General features: G+C 54.3%; 12 protein-coding genes and 4 tRNA genes. All 16 read left to right on the top strand.

The genetic code is table 11. From position 1 onward, the window contains the following. Positions 1-57 precede the first annotated feature (57 nt). The 16 genes from HHI26_RS24665 to HHI26_RS24590 all read left to right on the top strand — a co-directional run bounded on the left by HHI26_RS24665 (position 58) and on the right by HHI26_RS24590 (position 17847). The gene (locus tag HHI26_RS24665; RefSeq protein ID WP_159337959.1) at positions 58-492 is read left to right on the top strand and encodes an RcnB family protein; all 435 of its coding nucleotides are present in this window, start codon (positions 58-60) and stop codon (positions 490-492) included. A gap of 420 nt (positions 493-912) precedes the next feature. Then, positions 913-1809 (top strand): TonB family protein, encoded by an 897-nt coding sequence (locus HHI26_RS25655; protein ID WP_171149918.1) that lies wholly within the window; start codon positions 913-915, stop codon positions 1807-1809. Positions 1810-1905: 96 nt separating this feature from the next. Beyond that, positions 1906-4488 (top strand): TonB-dependent receptor plug domain-containing protein, encoded by a 2583-nt coding sequence (locus tag HHI26_RS24655; RefSeq protein ID WP_346775717.1) that lies wholly within the window; start codon positions 1906-1908, stop codon positions 4486-4488. An 88-nt stretch (positions 4489-4576) separates the two neighbouring features. Further along, positions 4577-7339 carry a pitrilysin family protein gene (locus tag HHI26_RS24650; RefSeq protein ID WP_171149917.1) on the top strand — a complete coding sequence of 921 codons (2763 nt, stop codon included), beginning with the start codon at positions 4577-4579 and terminating at the stop codon, positions 7337-7339. Further along, positions 7336-9003: an ABC transporter ATP-binding protein/permease gene (locus HHI26_RS24645; protein ID WP_133846000.1), complete on the top strand. Its 1668-nt coding sequence runs from the start codon at positions 7336-7338 to the stop codon at positions 9001-9003. The genes HHI26_RS24650 and HHI26_RS24645 overlap by 4 nt, the downstream gene beginning before the upstream one ends. A gap of 141 nt (positions 9004-9144) precedes the next feature. After that, entirely contained in the window at positions 9145-10224 is a 1080-nt protein-coding gene (gene mltB, locus HHI26_RS24640; RefSeq protein WP_133845999.1) for a lytic murein transglycosylase B, read from the top strand. 97 nt (positions 10225-10321) lie between these two features. Next, positions 10322-11095: a trans-aconitate 2-methyltransferase gene (gene tam / locus HHI26_RS24635; protein WP_171149916.1), complete on the top strand. Its 774-nt coding sequence runs from the start codon at positions 10322-10324 to the stop codon at positions 11093-11095. A gap of 103 nt (positions 11096-11198) precedes the next feature. Beyond that, positions 11199-11693: a nicotinamide-nucleotide amidase gene (gene pncC, locus HHI26_RS24630; protein WP_133845997.1), complete on the top strand. Its 495-nt coding sequence runs from the start codon at positions 11199-11201 to the stop codon at positions 11691-11693. A 94-nt stretch (positions 11694-11787) separates the two neighbouring features. Continuing rightward, on the top strand, positions 11788-12849 hold the full coding sequence (gene recA, locus HHI26_RS24625; RefSeq protein WP_133845996.1) for a recombinase RecA: 1062 nt from the start codon (positions 11788-11790) through the stop codon (positions 12847-12849). 211 nt (positions 12850-13060) lie between these two features. Beyond that, on the top strand, positions 13061-13603 hold the full coding sequence (locus HHI26_RS24620) for a regulatory protein RecX (protein ID WP_133845995.1): 543 nt from the start codon (positions 13061-13063) through the stop codon (positions 13601-13603). A 137-nt stretch (positions 13604-13740) separates the two neighbouring features. After that, positions 13741-16371, top strand: coding sequence for an alanine--tRNA ligase (gene alaS, locus HHI26_RS24615; RefSeq protein ID WP_133845994.1), 2631 nt, complete (start codon positions 13741-13743; stop codon positions 16369-16371). Positions 16372-16619: 248 nt separating this feature from the next. After that, positions 16620-16805 carry a carbon storage regulator CsrA gene (gene csrA / locus HHI26_RS24610; RefSeq protein ID WP_004155916.1) on the top strand — a complete coding sequence of 62 codons (186 nt, stop codon included), beginning with the start codon at positions 16620-16622 and terminating at the stop codon, positions 16803-16805. Between the two features lie 360 nt (positions 16806-17165). Then, a tRNA-Ser gene (locus tag HHI26_RS24605) sits at positions 17166-17258 on the top strand. 4 nt (positions 17259-17262) lie between these two features. After that, positions 17263-17339 (top strand) — tRNA-Arg (locus HHI26_RS24600). Positions 17340-17452: 113 nt separating this feature from the next. Continuing rightward, positions 17453-17529 (top strand) — tRNA-Arg (locus tag HHI26_RS24595). A 241-nt stretch (positions 17530-17770) separates the two neighbouring features. Beyond that, positions 17771-17847 (top strand) — tRNA-Arg (locus HHI26_RS24590). Positions 17848-18032 lie beyond the last annotated feature (185 nt).

The raw sequence follows: 18032 nt of genomic DNA, 5'->3' as shown, positions 1-18032 counted from the left end.
TATATTTGTTGATTTCGCAGCTGATTGCTGCCAGATAGCCTAATTTTTGGAGAAAGTATGCGTAAGTTGAAAGTGGTACTGTGTTCTGCGCTGTTCTCGGCTGCGGCGTTATCCAGCGTCCCTGCCGCCTGGGCGGAAGGTGAGCAGAGTGCAGAAGCGGCCCCTGAAGTACAGGCACCTGCCGTTCAAACCCCGGAAAGCCAGAACTCGTTGTCGCAGGATCCACCGGCTACCGCCCCACAAACGAACCCGAACGACCCTTACGATCTGCAATACTTCTTTGCTGATTTTAAGCGTTTTGCTATTGGTGATGTGGTGCCTGAAGTCTACCGCACTAAACAATATGAAATCGTTCAGTGGAAGGTGCGCCACCTGCCAGCACCGGAAGCCGATAGCCACTGGACTTATATGGGCGGCAACTACGTGTTGATCACCAACGCGGAAGGAAAAATCCTGCAGGCGAAACAGGGTGAGATTTATTATAAGCGCTAATTGTTTCCCCTGACTCCCGCCAGCCCTGGCGGGACGATAACATCTGTTCGTCCCCTGACGTGGAGTGGTACTGAAGGTGCCACTCTTGTCTCACCCCTCGCTAACGTAAATTGACATATCTTTAAGTATTACTTCTTTCCTTTCTTATTCAATAACCTGTGTGATTATTACTCTCGTTTTTAACGTGTTTTTTGTCATGCACTTCGTGTGAGATGCAAATATTAATTGATAATCATTATGATCTGTAAAATAATTATCATTAACATTACGATTAATAACTTATTGATCTTACTTGCACTCTTATGAGTCAGCGCAGAGGCAGGTCTGCTTCGGGTGTCGCCTGATTTGTTTATCAGATCCGCGCTTCACCTGACCCAGGTCATTTGTCTGACGGATGCAGGCGATCAGGAGAAAGGCGCAGTGAGTCACCCACAGTCCATTACCGCAAACGTCATGCCCCCTTTTACGGCGCGGTATGCCTGGCGTATGCCGGTGTTTGTCGTGGTGTCGCTACTGCTGCATCTGGCGCTGATTGCCAGTTTTTTGCGTAACGATAATGTGCCTGCGTTATTAATGGCTGGTGCTGAAGGCGGCGTGGTGGCAATGACGATGGTTAGCGTGGCCAGCCACAGATTGCCCGTGGCCCCGACCGCTGAACCGCTGACGGAGCCTGCGCCGCAGGAAAAAACAGAGACGGAATTGCCTTCCCGGGCGATAAAAATGCCTGCGTTAGCCCAGCCTGACGCAGTGATTAAACTGCCTGCGACTAATGAGAAAAAACGTGAGAGTGCGCCACGAAAAGTGGAAAAGCCGCAGCAGAACGCCGTTCGTGAAGTACCAACTGCGCGGCGGGTAGAGCGCCAACCACAGAGCCCGTCGCAGGCGGTTAAACCGGCCCAGGCTCCGATCGCGAAAGCGACAGATACGTCCGGCAAGAAGACGGCGCAGACGAATACGGCCGCAGGGGCCGCCAGCAGTGTCAGCGCGGCGAGAACCGGCAGCAGCGACAGCGGCCGTGCGCAGGTGGGGGCGGGAAGCAGCGCAACGCAGAATGTGAAAGCCTTACATCGCCGGGTGAATTACCCGCAGCGTGCTAAAGCGATGGGCGTGGAAGGGCGCGTAAGAGTGAAATTCAATATTACCGCCAGCGGTACGATTACCGATGTGCGCATATTGTCCGAAACACCGACCGGCGTATTTGCTGCCGCGATCGCCAAAGATATGTCCCGCTGGCGTTATCAGACCCAGGCGGAAGTGAACGATCAAACGGTCACCATCGTTTTCAAATTAAACGGCCAGGTTGAGCTGGAAAAATAAATAACCATTTTCATTATGTATCTTATACCCAAAATAATTCGAGCCCTTATAAGGAGGCTTGACGTATGACGGGTTTATTTATCTCTGGGGAAAGACGTGAATAAAAAACTTGGCCTGATAATGGCCGTTTCGTTATTGCCTGCCGCCACCTGGGCGCAGCAGGACGATAGCCTGACGCAACAGCAAACCAGCAGCAAAAAAGAAACACAGCAGGAACAGGACGCAACAGAGACAGAAGATACGATTCTGGTGCGCTCCACGCCAACCAGCCAGTCGATGGGCACGCAAATTCTGACGGCAGAGCAGATTAAGCAGTTTCCCACCGCCAACGGCAGTATTACCGAATTGCTGAAGCACAATCCCAATGTGCGCTTCTCTAATACCACGGACAGCAGTAATACCCCTGGCGAACTGGCCCCGGAGAATGTTTCATTCCACGGTGAGAAGTTTTATAACAACAACTTTATGATTGATGGGTTATCGAATAATAACACCATCAATCCCGGTGCGAACGGCGGTGAGTTGAGCAACACGCCCGACGGTTACAGCCCCACCGACCTGCCTGCAGGCGGTACGCAGTCGTTCTGGATTAACTCTGAGCTGGTGGAGCAGCTGGAAGTGTTCGACAGCAACGTGTCGGCCAAATACGGTGACTTTACCGGCGGCGTGGTGGATGCACGTTTAAAAGATCCCAATTTAGAAAAAGCCTCCGGAAAAATTTCTTACCGCACCACGCGCGACAGCTGGACGCGATACCATATTGACGCCAGCGATGCCGAAGCCTTTGAACTGGCCACCGAATTGACGCAGCAGCCGAAGTTTAAAAAAGAGTTTTACTCGTTTAGCGCTAATCAGCCGCTAAGCGATAAGGCCGGGTTTATCTTTGCCTATAACCGTCAGAAGTCGACGATCCCTAATTATCATACCTGGCTCGAAGAGTGGCACGATCAGGAACGCCTGGCCGAAACTTATTTACTGAAAGGGACCTATCTGGCCGATAACGGCGACATGTTCCGCCTGACCGGTATGTATTCTCCGCATGAGTCGAAGTATTATCGCAAGGATGTGAAGAACGGCGGTTATACCAATACCGGTGGTGGTTACCGTGCCAATATGGAATGGGAGCATAATGCTGACTGGGGGAAAATGACCAGCCTGGCGGGCTATCAGTTTGAGCAGAATAAAATCGATCATGGCGCTGATACCTATCAGTCCTGGCGCCGTTATAACAGAGCAACCAATTTTGTATCTGATACGATTAACTGGAGTAGCGGTACACCGGGAGCGAATTTCCAGAGTGCCTATATAGGTGGTTATGGTTCCTTTGCGACTGAGAAACGTACCACGACGCTGAAACAGGACTACGAACTTAATCCGCTTAATCTGGCAGGATTACAGCATCAAATTGATCTTGGCTGGCAGGTCGATGTTTACAGTGCCCGCTACCAGCGCTTTCGTGATGTATCGTTGTCGCGTGGCACCGTTACTGTTTCTGCGAATACCGTTTGCCAGTCCGGGGATGATTTCTGCATCGACGGTGAGCAGTATTATAAAAACGTGACGCTCTATCCTGCCCGCGAAGTGGAAGGCAACTACACCAACTATGCGCTCTATCTGCAGGACAGTATGAACGTCGGCAATCTGGAAGTGACGCCGGGTGTGCGCGCGCAGTATGACGACTTCCTGAAAAACCTGACGCTGGCCCCGCGCTTTGCTGCCTCCTATGATGTGTTCGGTGACCGTACCACCCGCGTATTCGGTGGGGCGAACCGCTACTACGGGCAGAATCTGCTGGCCTATAAACTGCGATCCGGTATCAGCTCCTACTCTATCCGGACCCGCGCCAATGCCGGTGCCGCCTGGACTGACGGTGAGGTGCGTACCGCATCCATTGATTATGATATCTCCGATCTGAAAACGCCGTACAGCGATGAGCTGTCGCTGGGGGTCTCTCAGCGCGTGGCGGATACGCTGCTGACGGTGAAATGGACCGGGCGCAGCGGGCAGGACCAGTTTGGCCGTAAAACGATTACCAATGATGAAGGCAAGCGTTACTACGTGCTGGATAACAACGCCAAAACCCAGGGCAGCACTTTCTCTCTCACCGCGGAACCGATCAGCCCGACCCACTTTGCCTGGGCCGACCTGAGCTGGTCACTCGGCGCCAGCTATGTGAACAATAAGTCCAGCTCCCAGGCTTACTACGATTCAGGCAGTGGCGAGGATGATGAAAAGAAAGTGATCTTTGATGGCCGCCTGATGGAAAGAAGCGAAATGGATGCGCTGGACTTCAACACGCCGTGGAACGCCTTCGTTAACCTCAACACCTATTTCCCGGCGCTACGCCTGAACTGGAATCAGAATTTTGGTTATACCGCTGGCTATAACGGTTACACCACCGTGACAGTCAGTTGCCCGGATGCGAACAGCGCCTGCGGTAGCTACGAGGGGAGTGCCACTGAATACCAGAAAACCAAATACAAAGATTACTTCACTTACGACTGGCGCTTTAACTACACCCAGCCGCTGTACAAAGATCAGAGCGTGGATCTGACGCTGGACGTGATCAACGTGCTGGATAACGTGATTGAAACCTCACAAACCACCGGGGCAAATACCAAAACGGTGACCTACAAAACCGGGCGGCAGTTCTGGCTGGGCGTAGCCTACAACTGGTAACTCTTCACCAGGGCAGGTCATCCGGTCTGCCCTGTTTGTCAGCACACCGTGAGTGCGTGCTTGCGTACTCCGGCACAGGAAAAATGCAATGAAGCAATGGCGTCAATTCAGCGGGCTGGTGGCACTCCTCAGCCTGCTCTTTTCTTTCAGCAGCGTGCGGGCGGCAGAGCCACTCAGCCCGCTGCCTCAGATCACTCAGGGCGTTCTGGATAACGGCCTGCGTTACACGCTGGTGCCGCTCAGTGGCCAGAAACAGCGGGTGGATGTGCGCCTGAGCGTCGACGTGGGGTCGATTGATGAGCAGGACGATCAGTCCGGCGTGGCGCATATGCTGGAGCATATGGTGTTCCGTGCCAGCGCGGCTTACCCGCAGGGCGTGGCGACGCAGCTGCACCAGCAAGGCTGGGTGCGGGCGCAACACTATAATGCGATGACCAACTACGAACGCACGCTGTATATGATGAGCCCGCCGGGTGGTGCAAAGGATCTGAACAGCGCCTTTCAGGCATTGAGCCAGATGGTAGGCCATGCGCGCCTGACGCAGCGCGATCTTGATGACGAACGTCGCATCATTCTGGAAGAGTGGCGCGGCAAGTTGGGTGTGGCAACACGGATGAACCAGCAGCGCGTGCAGGCTATTCGTCACGGTTCGCGCTACCCGGAACGTCCAACTATTGGCACTGAAGCCTCGATTCGGACAACGCCTGCCAGTACCCTTCAGCAGTTCTATCAGCGCTGGTATCACCCCGGCAATATGCGCCTGCTGATTATCGGTGATTTTGCACCGGCTGAGGTGGCAGCAGAAATACACCGGGCCTTCGCCACACTGCCTGCCGGCACTGTCCCGGCACGCGATTATTATGAGCCGCCGCTGAAACCGCAGTTAAAAGTGGTACGTCTGCAAGACAGCGAGAGCGGCAGCAGCCAGGTGTCTTTGGTGCTGCGTTTTAATCCCGGACAAACCACGCTGCGTGAGCGGCTGACCAGCCAGATTGCGCTGTCAGCCTGGAGCCGCCAGATGCGCCGTCAGAAGTCTGATCTGCCGGTGGAGGTCAGCAGTCTGGTGGTGCGGAAATCCGATATCGGTAAAACGACCCAGGCGCTGGGCCTGTTTGCCGATGTGATGCCCGATGGTCATGCCGCCGCGCTGACGGTGCTACTGCGTGAGCAGGAGCGTATGCGGCGCTATGGCTTGAGTGATGTGGATATTGCGGCAGTGAAGCAGGATATCCGCGACGTCGCTCAGCGTATGGCGGGCAAAGAGGAGCAGCGCGAGTTTGCCGACTGGGTGCAGCAGATTGCGACCGTCTGGGCACAGGACAAGCCTTATACCGGCAGCCAGCAGCGCGGCCGTCAGGCGCTGATGCTGTTAGACAGCATTGATAATCAGCAGGTGAATGCACTGTTTCAGCGCTGGTTAAGTCTCCCGGACCGTCTGGTGCAGTTCAGCGTCCCCGGGCTGACGCCTTTCACTCTGCCGACGGTTCAGGCTGTTTTACGCCAGGAGCAGCAGTTGAAAAAGGCGCCGCTGGCAGCGCCAGAACGCAGCGTGGATCATACCGTGATGGTGTTGAACGCTGTTAAGGCGCGGGGGGCACGTACGGCGGTGAAAACCTGGCCCGCGCAGCAGGTGGAGCAGTGGACACTGAGCAACGGCGATCGCCTGGTCTGGCTGCGTACGCCGCTGGCAGGAGATAAGGTCTGGTTATCCGGCAGCAGTGTGGCTGGCTTCCGTTCACAGGGGCTGAACCCGTGGCAGGCGCAGCTGGCGGCACAGTTGGTGGGTCAAAGTGGCCCGCAGGGCTGGCAGAGTGAGCAGCTACAGGCGTGGAAACAGCAGCGATCGCTGTCACTGTCCGTTTCTCAGCAGGCTGAAGCATTGCAGTATTCCGGCCAGAGTTCGCGGAGTGAGCTGGAAAATCTGCTGGCGCTGAGCCATGCGCTGCAGGTTGAACCGGGTATTGATACCCGCATCATGAAAGACAATATGATGCGTCTGGCCCGTCAGCAAACAACGCAGAGACAAACGGTACAGGATAGCCGTGCACGACAGATCCGTCTGTTGCGCTATGGTCAGCCAGGGTGGCAGGCACCGGATGCACAAGCGTTAAAGCAACTGGAGTCCACCACCTTACTGCAGCAGTGGCACATCACGGCATCGGCCCCGGTCACCTGGTATTTACTGGCTGATATGCCATCTGAACAACTATTGCCACTGGCAGAGCGTTATCTGGCTTCCATTCCGCGCGCGCCGATGAACGCCACCGCGCCTGAGTTGCCGCGTACAGGGCGTTTTGATGCCCACGTGGCGGTGAATATCGAACCCCGCGCCGAGGTCAAAGCCTGGAGCTTTACGCCCGTCAGCTGGTCGCCACAGGCCGCCGTGCAGGTGAGTATTGCGCGTAATCTGGCGAATCAGGCGCTGAAAAACAGCCTGCGTGACGATGCGCTGGGGATTTATCGCCTGCAAATGAACAGCGAGCTGTCGGACCTGCATCAGCGTATCGAAACGGAAGTGACATTTACCAGCTCCCCGCAGCGGGCGCAGGAGTTGTGGCAGCGGGCTGAACAGGTGCTTGCGCAGCTTCCAGAACAGATCACTCAGCAACAGGTGGATGAACAAAAACACCTCTTTATCCGTGCTGAAAATGCCCGTAAGCAGGATATCACCACGCTGCAACGCCGCCTGGAACTCAGTTATCGCCACTTCGACGATCCGCGTTATCTGAGCGACGTGGCGCAGCTCGCCGACAGCATTACCCTGGCGGGTGTGCGTGAGGCCGCGGGTCACCTGTTGAGTGCCGATAACCGGGTGCTCCATATTTCTCTGCCGCAGCAGGGTAAACCATGAAGAGGGTTGCCGAACAATTCTGGGCGCTGTGTCGGCCCTTCTGGGGTAACCGCCGCAGCTGGCAGGGCTGGCTGCTGATTGCTGTGATTGTGGCGATGGGGGGGACCATCGTCTGGCTTAACGTGCTGTTTAATAGCTGGACGAAAAGCTTTTATGACGCGCTGGGGGCGTATGACAGCGGGCTGCTCTGGTCGCTGATCAAAGATTACTTTGTCTATATCGCGATTTATATCGGGGTGTTTGTCTATCAGGACTGGTTTACTGAGCTACTGATTATTCGCTGGCGTACTGCGCTGACGTCAGAGCTGGTGGACAGCTGGCTGGCAAAGCGGGCGTTCTATCGTATGTCGCTCACCGGAAATACCGACAATCCCGATCAGCGTATTGCGCAGGATGTGGAGCTGTTTGTCGATAAAACCGTCAGTCTTACGGTCAATTTCCTCATCGTAGTGGCGCAGCTGTTCTCGTTTGTCATCATTCTCTGGCAGCTCTCCGGCGTGCAGCATTTCACGCTGTTGGGTCGCGAGTGGGTGATAAAAGGCTATCTGGTATGGGTGGTGCTGATTTATACGCTGGTGGGCAGCCTGGTGACGCATCTGATCGGGAAAAAATTGCACGGTCTGAACTACCATAAACAGAAGGCGGAAGCCGATTTCCGCGCCTCGCTGCTGCGTAAGCATGACCATGCTGAACAGATTGCACAGTATGGTGGTGAACAGCAGGAAAAACGCCACCTGACGCGTAATTTTATAGCCATTGTGCAGAACTGGCGCTCACTGATGAATGCTAAGCGTAACCTCGGTTTATTTACCACGGGCTATATGCGCATCAGCCTGATTGTCCCGGTATTTGCTGCTTTGCCTGTATTTCTCAGTAAAGCGGTGACGCTGGGCGGATTGATGCAAATACGCAGTGCCTTTGGTCAGGTACATAGTGGCCTGAGCTGGTTTATTCGTATGTACCATGAGCTGGCGCTGTTGTCGGCCAGTATGCAACGTCTTTCCCAGTTTCGGGCGGAAATCCAGGCGCACCAGACGCAGCAGGCACCGCCACCGACGGGGCCAGCGCTGAACGTCCGCGATCTCTCTTTGACTACGCCGCAGGGGCAGCCGCTGATGCGTAATGTGGTATTGCAGTGTGTACCCGGTAGCTGGAGCAAGCTCTCTGGTCGCAGCGGATTGGGCAAGTCGACGTTGTTGCGTACCCTGAACGGCTTGTGGCCTTATTACGATGGAGAGTGGCAGGCACAGGAAGGGCGCAGTTTGCTGCTGCCGCAGCAGAGCTATCTCGGGCAGGGGACGCTGGCGGAGATTCTCTGCTATCCGCAGCCACCGTTGCTGGATAGCGCATTCCTGAGGGATGTGTTGGACAAGGTCGGGTTGTCGGCCTGGTGTGACAAGCTGGCGGAGCAGCAGAACTGGGATCGGGTATTTTCCGGCGGTGAACGCCAGCGGCTGGCGTTTGCCCGTGCGCTGATTGCCCGGCCTGATACTCTGTATCTGGACGAGGCAACCAGCAGTCTCGATCAGGGGGCTGCCCGTCAACTGCTTACGCTTGTCCGCGCTGAACTGCCGGGGACAACGGTGGTGGCGATCACCCATCAGAACGAGCTGGATGATCTGTTTTCGCAGCACCAGGATCTCAGCGTCTTCCGCCAGGCGTGATCCTCTTTTCTCCTCTGCCTGTCCGGGCAGGGGAGATTTTCACACCAATCCCTTATCAGGTTTGGTAAATCCGCTTAACTCCTCCTCATCAATGCTTTACCATCTGTTTCTGACACTATTAAACGGCAATATGGATATCTAATGCGTTATCTGGTTTCGCTTCTCCCTGTCCTCGCATTACTCACCGCCTGTAGCAGCCAGCCGAAGACGGCCCCGGCTGAACCTCATGGCAATCCGTTTAAAGGCAACGGTGGATTCCTGCTGGAACCCTCCCACAGTGGGGCCGTATTGGGTGGCGATTTTGCCAATAACCAGGCTGCCAATGCATTTATCGACAAAATGGTGCGTAAGCACGGTTTTGAACGCGAGCAGCTGCACAACGTGCTGGCTCAGGCGAAGAATCTCGACTGGATTGTCCGCCTGATGGATCGTCAGGCGCCAACCCCCACGGCGCAGGGACCGACCGGGCCAAATGGCGCGTGGATGCGTTATCGCAGCAAATTTATTACCCCGGATAACGTGCAGAACGGCGTGGCATTCTGGAATCAGTATCAGGACGCCTTGCAGCGTGCAGAGCAGACCTATGGTGTGCCACCGGAAATCATTGTTGGCATTATCGGCGTGGAAACCCGTTGGGGCCGCGTGATGGGGAAAACACGTATTCTTGATGCTCTGGCAACGTTGTCCTTTAACTACCCGCGCCGAGCTGAATACTTCAGCGGTGAGCTGGAAACCTTCCTGCTGATGGCACGTGAAGAGGATGATGACCCGCTTGATCTGCGTGGCTCGTTTGCCGGCGCAATGGGCTACGGCCAGTTTATGCCTTCTGCGTTTAAGCAGTACGCGGTGGACTTCAACGGCGACGGGCATATTAACCTGTGGGACCCGGTTGATGCGATTGGCAGCGTGGCGCACTACTTCCAGGCGCACGGCTGGCTGACTAACGGTACCGTTGCCGTGGAGGCCAATGGTCAGGCGCCCGGTCTGGAAAGCGGGTTTAAAACCCGCTATACCGTGGCTAAACTGGCAGAAGCCGGGTTGTCACCGGTTATCCCTCTGGATAATAACCAGCAGGTCAGCCTGTTGAAATTCGATATGGGGACGCGTTACCAGTACTGGTACGGCTTGCCGAACTTCTATGCCATTACCCGTTATAACCACAGCAACCATTATGCGATGGCGGTGTGGCAACTGGGGCTTGCGGTGAAACAGGCGCGCTAAACACGGCTTAGTATTTTGACGCAATTTTGTTATTTATCGCAGTGGTAGCCAGGTCTACAGTAGACCTGACTGCCACTTCATCCCTGAGCGAGGAATAATGAAAGACTGGAACCCCGATCTTTATCGTCAGTTCGAAGCTGAACGCACGCGCCCGGCGCAGGAACTCCTCAACCGTATTCCCCTCTTATCCCCCGCTTATGTCACTGACCTCGGCTGCGGCCCGGGTAACAGCACTGAATTATTGCATCAGAACTGGCCTGAGGCTCAGGTGACGGGCCTTGACAGCTCACAGGCGATGCTCGATCAGGCGCAACGCCGTCTGCCGGACTGTAAGTTTACGCTAGCGGATATTCGCCACTGGCAGGCAACGCCGCCGCAGGATGTCATTTATGCCAATGCGTCACTTCAGTGGCTGACCGATCATCCGGTGTTGCTGCCTCATCTGGTGACTCAGCTTGCTCCTGGCGGGGTACTGGCCATACAGATGCCGGATAATCTTGACGAGCCAAGCCATCGTCTGATGCGTCATGTGGCAGAACGTCCGGCCTGGCAGGCGAAAACGGACCCGCAGGCTGCGGCGCGTAAACGCCTGCTGTCGACCGATGACTATTATGATCTGCTGACCACAGCCGGTTGCCGTGTTGATCTCTGGCGCACCACTTACTATCACGTGATGCCGTCGCCACAGGCGATTATCGACTGGCTGCTTGCAACCGGATTACGTCCGTATCTCGCCGCGCTGGACGACGCGGAGCAGGCGTTATGGCTGGCAGACTACCATGCTGAGATCGCCCGCGCGTATTCGCCCCGGCAGGATGGCAATCTGCTGCTGGCCTTTCCGCGTTTGTTTCTGGTGGCGCAGAAAGTCTGATAGAAAGCCTGGAAGCCGCGCCGCAAAAACGGGTTTCGACGCCGCGTGAACCCGGGAAAAGTGCTACTCTCTGGCTCTTCATTATCAGGGAGCAGAGAGCACGATGACCGATAACGAATTAATCCAATTGAGTACCCGTGTTGGCGAGCGTTTGCTGGCACGCCATGCCAGTGTTACCACGGCTGAGTCCTGCACCGGGGGCTGGATTGCCAAAGTGCTGACGGATATTGCGGGCAGCTCAGCCTGGTTCCAGCGCGGTTTTGTGACCTACAGTAATGACGCCAAGCAACAGATGATCGGTGTGACGGAAGCCTCGCTGACGCAGTTCGGCGCGGTCAGTGAGCAGGTTGTGCAGGAAATGGCGCAGGGTGCGTTGCGTGAAGCCAGGGCGCAGTACGCTATCTCGGTCAGCGGGGTCGCCGGGCCGGATGGCGGCAGTGACGAAAAACCTGTGGGTACCGTCTGGTTTGGCTTCGCTTCTGCCAGCGGTGAAGTGCTGACGCTGGTGCAGCGCTTTAGCGGCGACCGTGAGGCCGTTCGTCGCCAGGCAACAGCCTGGGCGCTCCAGACCTTGCACGATCATTTTCTCAAAAATTAAACTTGATACTGTATGACCATACAGTATAATCAGCGCATATTTTAGAGACGAAGCAGCATCTACGTGTGCTTTACCCGCATGATTAGGAGTAAAAATGGCTATCGACGAAAACAAGCAAAAAGCACTGGCAGCAGCGCTGGGCCAGATTGAAAAGCAATTTGGTAAAGGCTCCATCATGCGCCTGGGTGAAGACCGCACTATGGATGTGGAAACCATCTCTACCGGTTCTTTATCACTGGATATCGCGCTGGGGGCCGGCGGCCTGCCGATGGGCCGTATCGTCGAAATTTATGGTCCAGAATCTTCCGGTAAAACGACGCTGACCCTGCAGGTGATTGCTTCTGCGCAGCGTAAAGGTAAAACCTGTGCGTTTATCGATGCCGAGCACGCACTGGACCCGGTTTACGCCAAGAAATTGGGCGTGGATATCGACAACCTGCTGTGTTCTCAGCCGGATACCGGTGAGCAGGCGTTGGAAATCTGTGATGCGCTGGCACGTTCTGGTGCGGTTGATGTCATCATTGTCGATTCCGTGGCGGCACTGACGCCGAAAGCGGAAATTGAAGGTGAAATTGGCGACTCTCACATGGGCCTTGCGGCACGTATGATGAGCCAGGCGATGCGTAAGCTGGCCGGTAACCTGAAAAATTCGGGTACGCTGCTGATCTTCATCAACCAAATTCGTATGAAAATTGGTGTGATGTTCGGTAACCCGGAAACCACCACCGGCGGTAACGCTCTTAAATTCTACGCTTCTGTCCGTCTGGATATTCGCCGCATCGGCGCGATCAAAGAGGGCGATGAAGTGGTGGGCAGTGAGACCCGCGTTAAAGTGGTGAAAAACAAAATCGCAGCGCCATTCAAGCAGGCTGAATTCCAGATCTTGTACGGCGAAGGTATCAACGTCTTTGGTGAGCTGGTTGACCTCGGCGTGAAGCACAAGCTGATCGAAAAAGCGGGTGCCTGGTACAGCTACAACGGTGACAAAATTGGTCAGGGTAAGGCTAACTCGGGTAACTTCCTGAAAGAAAACCCGGCTATTGCTAACGAAATCGAAGCGAAGCTGCGTGAAATGCTGCTGAACAATCCGGATGCCAAGCCTGATTTTGTTCCTGCACCGCATGAAGCAGAAAATGAAGTCAACGAAGACCTCTGATTATCGGTAGGGGTCGATGAGATTCGGCCCGCTGTACCAGAAGGGAATCGCAAAAGCGGTTCCCTTTTTTCATTGTGTAACGACGGGTTCCACCCGAAACGTATAAACCCGCGACTTATCCTCCTCTTTCTGCGCATTTTCCTCGCAAGCACTGCCATCAGACGTTACCCTTGATCACCTGTTACATTGACTCAACGCTGTGTGGGGCACTATGTCAGAGACCACTGAACGAACCCGGCACGCGAAACTGCTGGAGCGGGCAATGCGTATTCTCGCAATGCGCGATCACAGTGAAGCAGAATTTCGCCGCAAGCTGGTTATTTCAAGCGAGCGCGCTGCCCAATTCGCTAAACAACAGGGCGAGAAACAGCAGGGTGCTAAACAAGAAACATCCCCAGAGCCGCTGGCCCCGGAAGAGATCGACCGTGTTGTCGAATGGTGCTACCAGCATAACTGGCTGGATGATACCCGCTTCGCTGAGCGTTATGTGGCAGGGCGAAGCCGTAAAGGTTACGGGCCGCAACGCATTCGTATGGAGTTGGGGCAGAAGGGGATTGATAAAACGCTGATCGATGAGACGCTGTTTGCCGCAGAAATTGACTGGCAAGCTCAGGCTTTTATGCTGGCTGAACGTAAGTTTGGTCTGCCCCTGCCATCTGAATGGAAGGAAAAAGCGAAAGTGCAGCGTTATCTGATGGCTAAAGGCTTCTTTATGGAAGATATCCGGTCAATTTTCGAGAATTTTGATCATTGACCGTCGATGGGATTTTACTTCCCCCTGAAGAAAATTTATCTTATTCACCACTTTTTGTTCGTGTGTCGTCGCTGGCGAAAGCAATACCGGCGTAGCAAGACCCACGAAACGTTCGTTAGCGTGATTCCAGGACAAATATGAGCAAGAGCACTGCGGAGATTCGTCAAGCGTTTCTCGACTTTTTCCAGAGCAAGGGACATCAGGTTGTAGCCAGTAGCTCCCTCGTCCCGAACAATGACCCGACGCTGTTATTCACTAACGCCGGGATGAACCAGTTTAAAGACGTTTTCCTTGGTCAGGATAAGCGCAACTACTCCCGGGCGACAACCTCGCAGCGCTGCGTGCGCGCCGGTGGTAAACACAACGACCTTGAAAACGTAGGTTACACCGCCCGTCACCATACTTTCTTCGAAATGTTGGGTAACTTCAGCTTTGGCGATTACTTCAAAAAAGAAGCGATTGCCTTTGCATGGGAGTTGCTGACCAGCCCCGAGTGGTTCGGTCTGCCTAAAGAGAAACTGTGGGTGACCGTGTACGAAACCGATGACGAAGCTTACGGCATCTGGGAAAACGAGATCGGTGTACCGCGTGAGCGTATTATCCGTATCGGTGACAACAAAGGTGGCGCCTACGCCTCTGATAACTTCTGGCAAATGGGCGATACCGGTCCATGCGGCCCGTGCTCTGAGATCTTCTTCGACCACGGCGATCACATCTGGGGTGGCCCTCCGGGTAGCCCGGAAGAAGATGGCGATCGTTACATTGAGATCTGGAACATCGTCTTTATGCAGTTCAACCGTCAGTCTGACGGCACGATGCTGCCACTGCCGAAACCTTCCGTGGATACCGGCATGGGCCTGGAACGTATCAGCGCGGTCCTGCAACATGTGAACTCCAACTATGAAATCGATCTGTTTGCACAGCTGATCCAATCAGTTGCACAAGAGACCGGAGCCACCGATCTGGGGAATAAATCCCTGCGCGTGATCGCTGACCATATTCGTTCCTGTGCGTTCCTGATCGCTGATGGTGTCATCCCGTCCAGTGAAAACCGGGGTTATGTGCTGCGTCGTATCATTCGTCGCGCAGTACGTCATGGCAACATGCTGGGTGCAGAAGGGACATTCTTCTACAAGCTGGTGGCTCCGCTGATCGCCGTGATGGGTGCGGCTGGCGAAGAGTTGAAAAATCAGCAGTCGCTGGTTGAGAAAATCCTTAAAACGGAAGAAGAGCAGTTTGCGAAAACGCTGGAACGCGGTCTGGCTTTACTGGATGAAGAGCTGGAAAACCTGGAGGGTGATACGCTGGACGGTGAAACCGTCTTCCGTCTGTACGACACCTTCGGTTTCCCGGCTGACCTCACTGCCGATGTGTGCCGTGAGCGTAACCTGAAAATTGATGAAGCCGGCTTTGAACAGGCGATGGAGCAGCAGCGTCAACGTGCACGCAGTGGCAGTGGTTTCGGGACGGACTACAACAACGTTATCCGTATCGAGCAGGCGTCAGCTTTTAAAGGCTACGAGCAGTTAGCGCTGAATGCGGCGGTGACCGCCATTTTCGTTGACGGACAGGCGGCGGATGAAATCCGTGCCGGTCAGGAAGGGGTGATCGTTCTTGACGAAACACCATTCTATGGTGAATCCGGTGGTCAGGTAGGTGATACCGGTGAGCTGAAAAGCGAAAAGGGTGCCACGTTCACGGTTAACGACACACAGAAATACGCACAAGCGATCGGTCATATCGGTAAACTGGCTTCCGGCCAACTGCGTGTAGGCGACCGCATTGCGGCTCAGGTCAATGAAACTCGTCGTGCACGCATTCGCCTTAACCACTCGGCGACGCACCTGCTGCATGCTGCGTTGCGCCAGGTTCTGGGCGACCATGTCGCGCAGAAAGGCTCTCTGGTTAACGATAAGTACCTGCGTTTTGACTTCTCGCATTTCGAAGCGATGAAGCCGGTTGAAATTCGTCAGGTCGAAGAGATCGTCAACGCCCAGATCCGTCGTAACCTGCCGATTGATACCAACATCATGGAACTCGAAGCGGCGAAAGCACACGGTGCGATGGCGTTGTTTGGTGAGAAGTATGATGATCATGTGCGTGTGGTTGGCATGGGCGACTTCTCTACCGAGTTGTGTGGTGGTGTTCACGCCAGCCGTACCGGTGATATCGGTCTGTTCCGTATTACGTCAGAGTCGGGCACTGCTGCAGGCGTACGCCGTATTGAAGCCGTGACCGGTGAAGGCGCACTGGCGCAGGTTTACAGCCAGAATGAGCAGTTGCTTGATATTGCTCACCTGGTGAAAGCCAATAACAGTAATTTGAATGAAAAAGTTCGCGCGCTGATTGACCATGCACGCGGGCTGGAAAAAGAGTTGCAGCAGTTGAAAGATCAACAAGCTGCGCAAGAAAGTGCCTCACTGAGCAGTAAAGCTATTGCGTTGAAGGGCACCAGGCTGCTGGTCAGCGAACTGAGCAACGTTGAGCCTAAGATGCTGCGTACGATGGTCGATGACCTGAAAAACCAGCTTGGCTCTGCGGTTATCGTGCTGGCAACCGTCGCTGATGGCAAAGTATCCCTGATTGCCGGGGTGACTAAAGACCTGACCGATCGCGTAAAAGCGGGCGAACTGGTGGGCGAGTTGGCTCAGCGGGTCGGTGGTAAGGGTGGCGGTCGACCGGATATGGCTCAGGCCGGCGGTACAGATGCGCAGGCGCTGCCTGCGGCTCTGGCTGGCGTTGAGGCATGGGTGGCTGCAAAACTGTAACACTATAAAAATGTATCGTGGAGAAGCGCTCAGGCCCCTCTGGGATGGGCGTTTGTTCAAGCGATACGCCCCTGTAATCATAAAGTCAGGTTGATGATCTGGTTTTCGGCTAAACTAAGTATCAGCAGAATGTATTGGCAGACAGGTGCGCTATTGGTGTATTTGTCATAATCTACATTTAGCGTTATACGATGGATAATGCCGGGAAGCACGTAACCCGACTCTTTTAATCTTTCAAGGAGCAAAGAATGCTTATTCTAACTCGTCGAGTTGGTGAAACCCTCATGATCGGTGATGAGGTGACTGTAACTGTGCTGGGAGTCAAAGGTAACCAGGTACGTATTGGTGTGAACGCCCCTAAAGAAGTTTCGGTGCATCGTGAAGAGATCTATCAGCGCATCCAGGCCGAAAAGACTCAGCAAACAAGTTACTAACGGATCCAGCGCCTCGCTCCCAGTAGCGAGGCGCTACCGGTTTTCGCCCCCCTTTATCTATCTCCTGTTAGCTTTTTCCCCATTTATCCCCCATTTGCATCATTCTTTTGCCAGAATTTTTCTGCTGTGCTCATTTTCGTCGTCGTTGTTTCACCTGAAATTCGCGGTATTCTTTGTTGATAAATCACTCTTTTTGTCGTCAAAGTGGTCGACTTGCGTGGCTTTTGTGCAATCAGACGCGAGTGATGAAAAAAGGGGGAGAAATTGTTTGACTTACAACGCCCAGAAAGTAATATGTGCGCCACGCAGTGCCGATGAGCAGATACAACGTTCTGAAGCACAACTCGAAAGAGTGCTAGTGGTGAGGTGGCCGAGAGGCTGAAGGCGCTCCCCTGCTAAGGGAGTATGCGGTCAAAAGCTGCATCCGGGGTTCGAATCCCCGCCTCACCGCCATTTTGCATCCATAGCTCAGCTGGATAGAGTACTCGGCTACGAACCGAGCGGTCGGAGGTTCGAATCCTCCTGGATGCACCATATTCTTTAAGGCTGCTTAGTGCGGCTTTAATTTTGGGTAGTACCGATGCAGCGTTAGCAGCCCTGCGTCATGGTGAGTAGTCAGCACCCTGCGTTATACAAGAATTAGCAATGCATCCATAGCTCAGCTGGATAGAGTACTCGGCTACGAACCGAGCGGTCGGAGGTTCGAATCCTCCTGGATGCACCATATTTAGTAAGAGTGGGAAGCACCTCTGTACTGGCATGTTGTAGAGCAGTAAACGCCAGCACAAAGCAGGATAACGTCGCTTGCGACGGCCCGTCAGGGTGAGGCGAAGCCGAATAATCCTCCTGGATGCACCATTCTCAACGAGTGGTCGTGATTTTCTTCAGTATCTCCTCAGGTTTGTCGCTTTACCTCCCCCAATAGCGTTACCGTGCAGAGTAAACTACTGCATAGCTTTACCAATGCATCCATAGCTCAGCTGGATAGAGTACTCGGCTACGAACCGAGCGGTCGGAGGTTCGAATCCTCCTGGATGCACCATATTTTGTAAGATTAGAAGCACCTCTGTACTGGCATGTTGTAGAGCAGTGAACGCCAGAACAAAGGAGGATAACGTCGCTTGCGACGGCCCGTCAGGGTGAGGCGAAGCCGAATCATCCTCCTGAATGCACCCTATTTTGTATGAATGGGAAGCACTCTATTCTTCACTACACAGCGTCATACGT

This window comes from Erwinia sp. JH02 (genome assembly GCF_013074405.1).
GTDB lineage: Bacteria > Pseudomonadota > Gammaproteobacteria > Enterobacterales > Enterobacteriaceae > Erwinia > Erwinia rhapontici.
Note: the sequence above shows the minus strand (reverse complement) of the source record. Positions and strands in the feature narration are given on the sequence as shown.

Coding starts and splice junctions, on each gene's coding strand:
- HHI26_RS24665 (WP_159337959.1), top strand. CDS start 58: ATGCGTAAGTTGAAAGTGGTACTGTGTTCTGCGCTGTTCTCGGCTGCG.
- HHI26_RS24650 (WP_171149917.1), top strand. CDS start 4,577: ATGAAGCAATGGCGTCAATTCAGCGGGCTGGTGGCACTCCTCAGCCTG.
- HHI26_RS24645 (WP_133846000.1), top strand. CDS start 7,336: ATGAAGAGGGTTGCCGAACAATTCTGGGCGCTGTGTCGGCCCTTCTGG.
- mltB (WP_133845999.1), top strand. CDS start 9,145: ATGCGTTATCTGGTTTCGCTTCTCCCTGTCCTCGCATTACTCACCGCC.
- tam (WP_171149916.1), top strand. CDS start 10,322: ATGAAAGACTGGAACCCCGATCTTTATCGTCAGTTCGAAGCTGAACGC.
- pncC (WP_133845997.1), top strand. CDS start 11,199: ATGACCGATAACGAATTAATCCAATTGAGTACCCGTGTTGGCGAGCGT.
- recA (WP_133845996.1), top strand. CDS start 11,788: ATGGCTATCGACGAAAACAAGCAAAAAGCACTGGCAGCAGCGCTGGGC.
- HHI26_RS24620 (WP_133845995.1), top strand. CDS start 13,061: ATGTCAGAGACCACTGAACGAACCCGGCACGCGAAACTGCTGGAGCGG.
- alaS (WP_133845994.1), top strand. CDS start 13,741: ATGAGCAAGAGCACTGCGGAGATTCGTCAAGCGTTTCTCGACTTTTTC.
- csrA (WP_004155916.1), top strand. CDS start 16,620: ATGCTTATTCTAACTCGTCGAGTTGGTGAAACCCTCATGATCGGTGAT.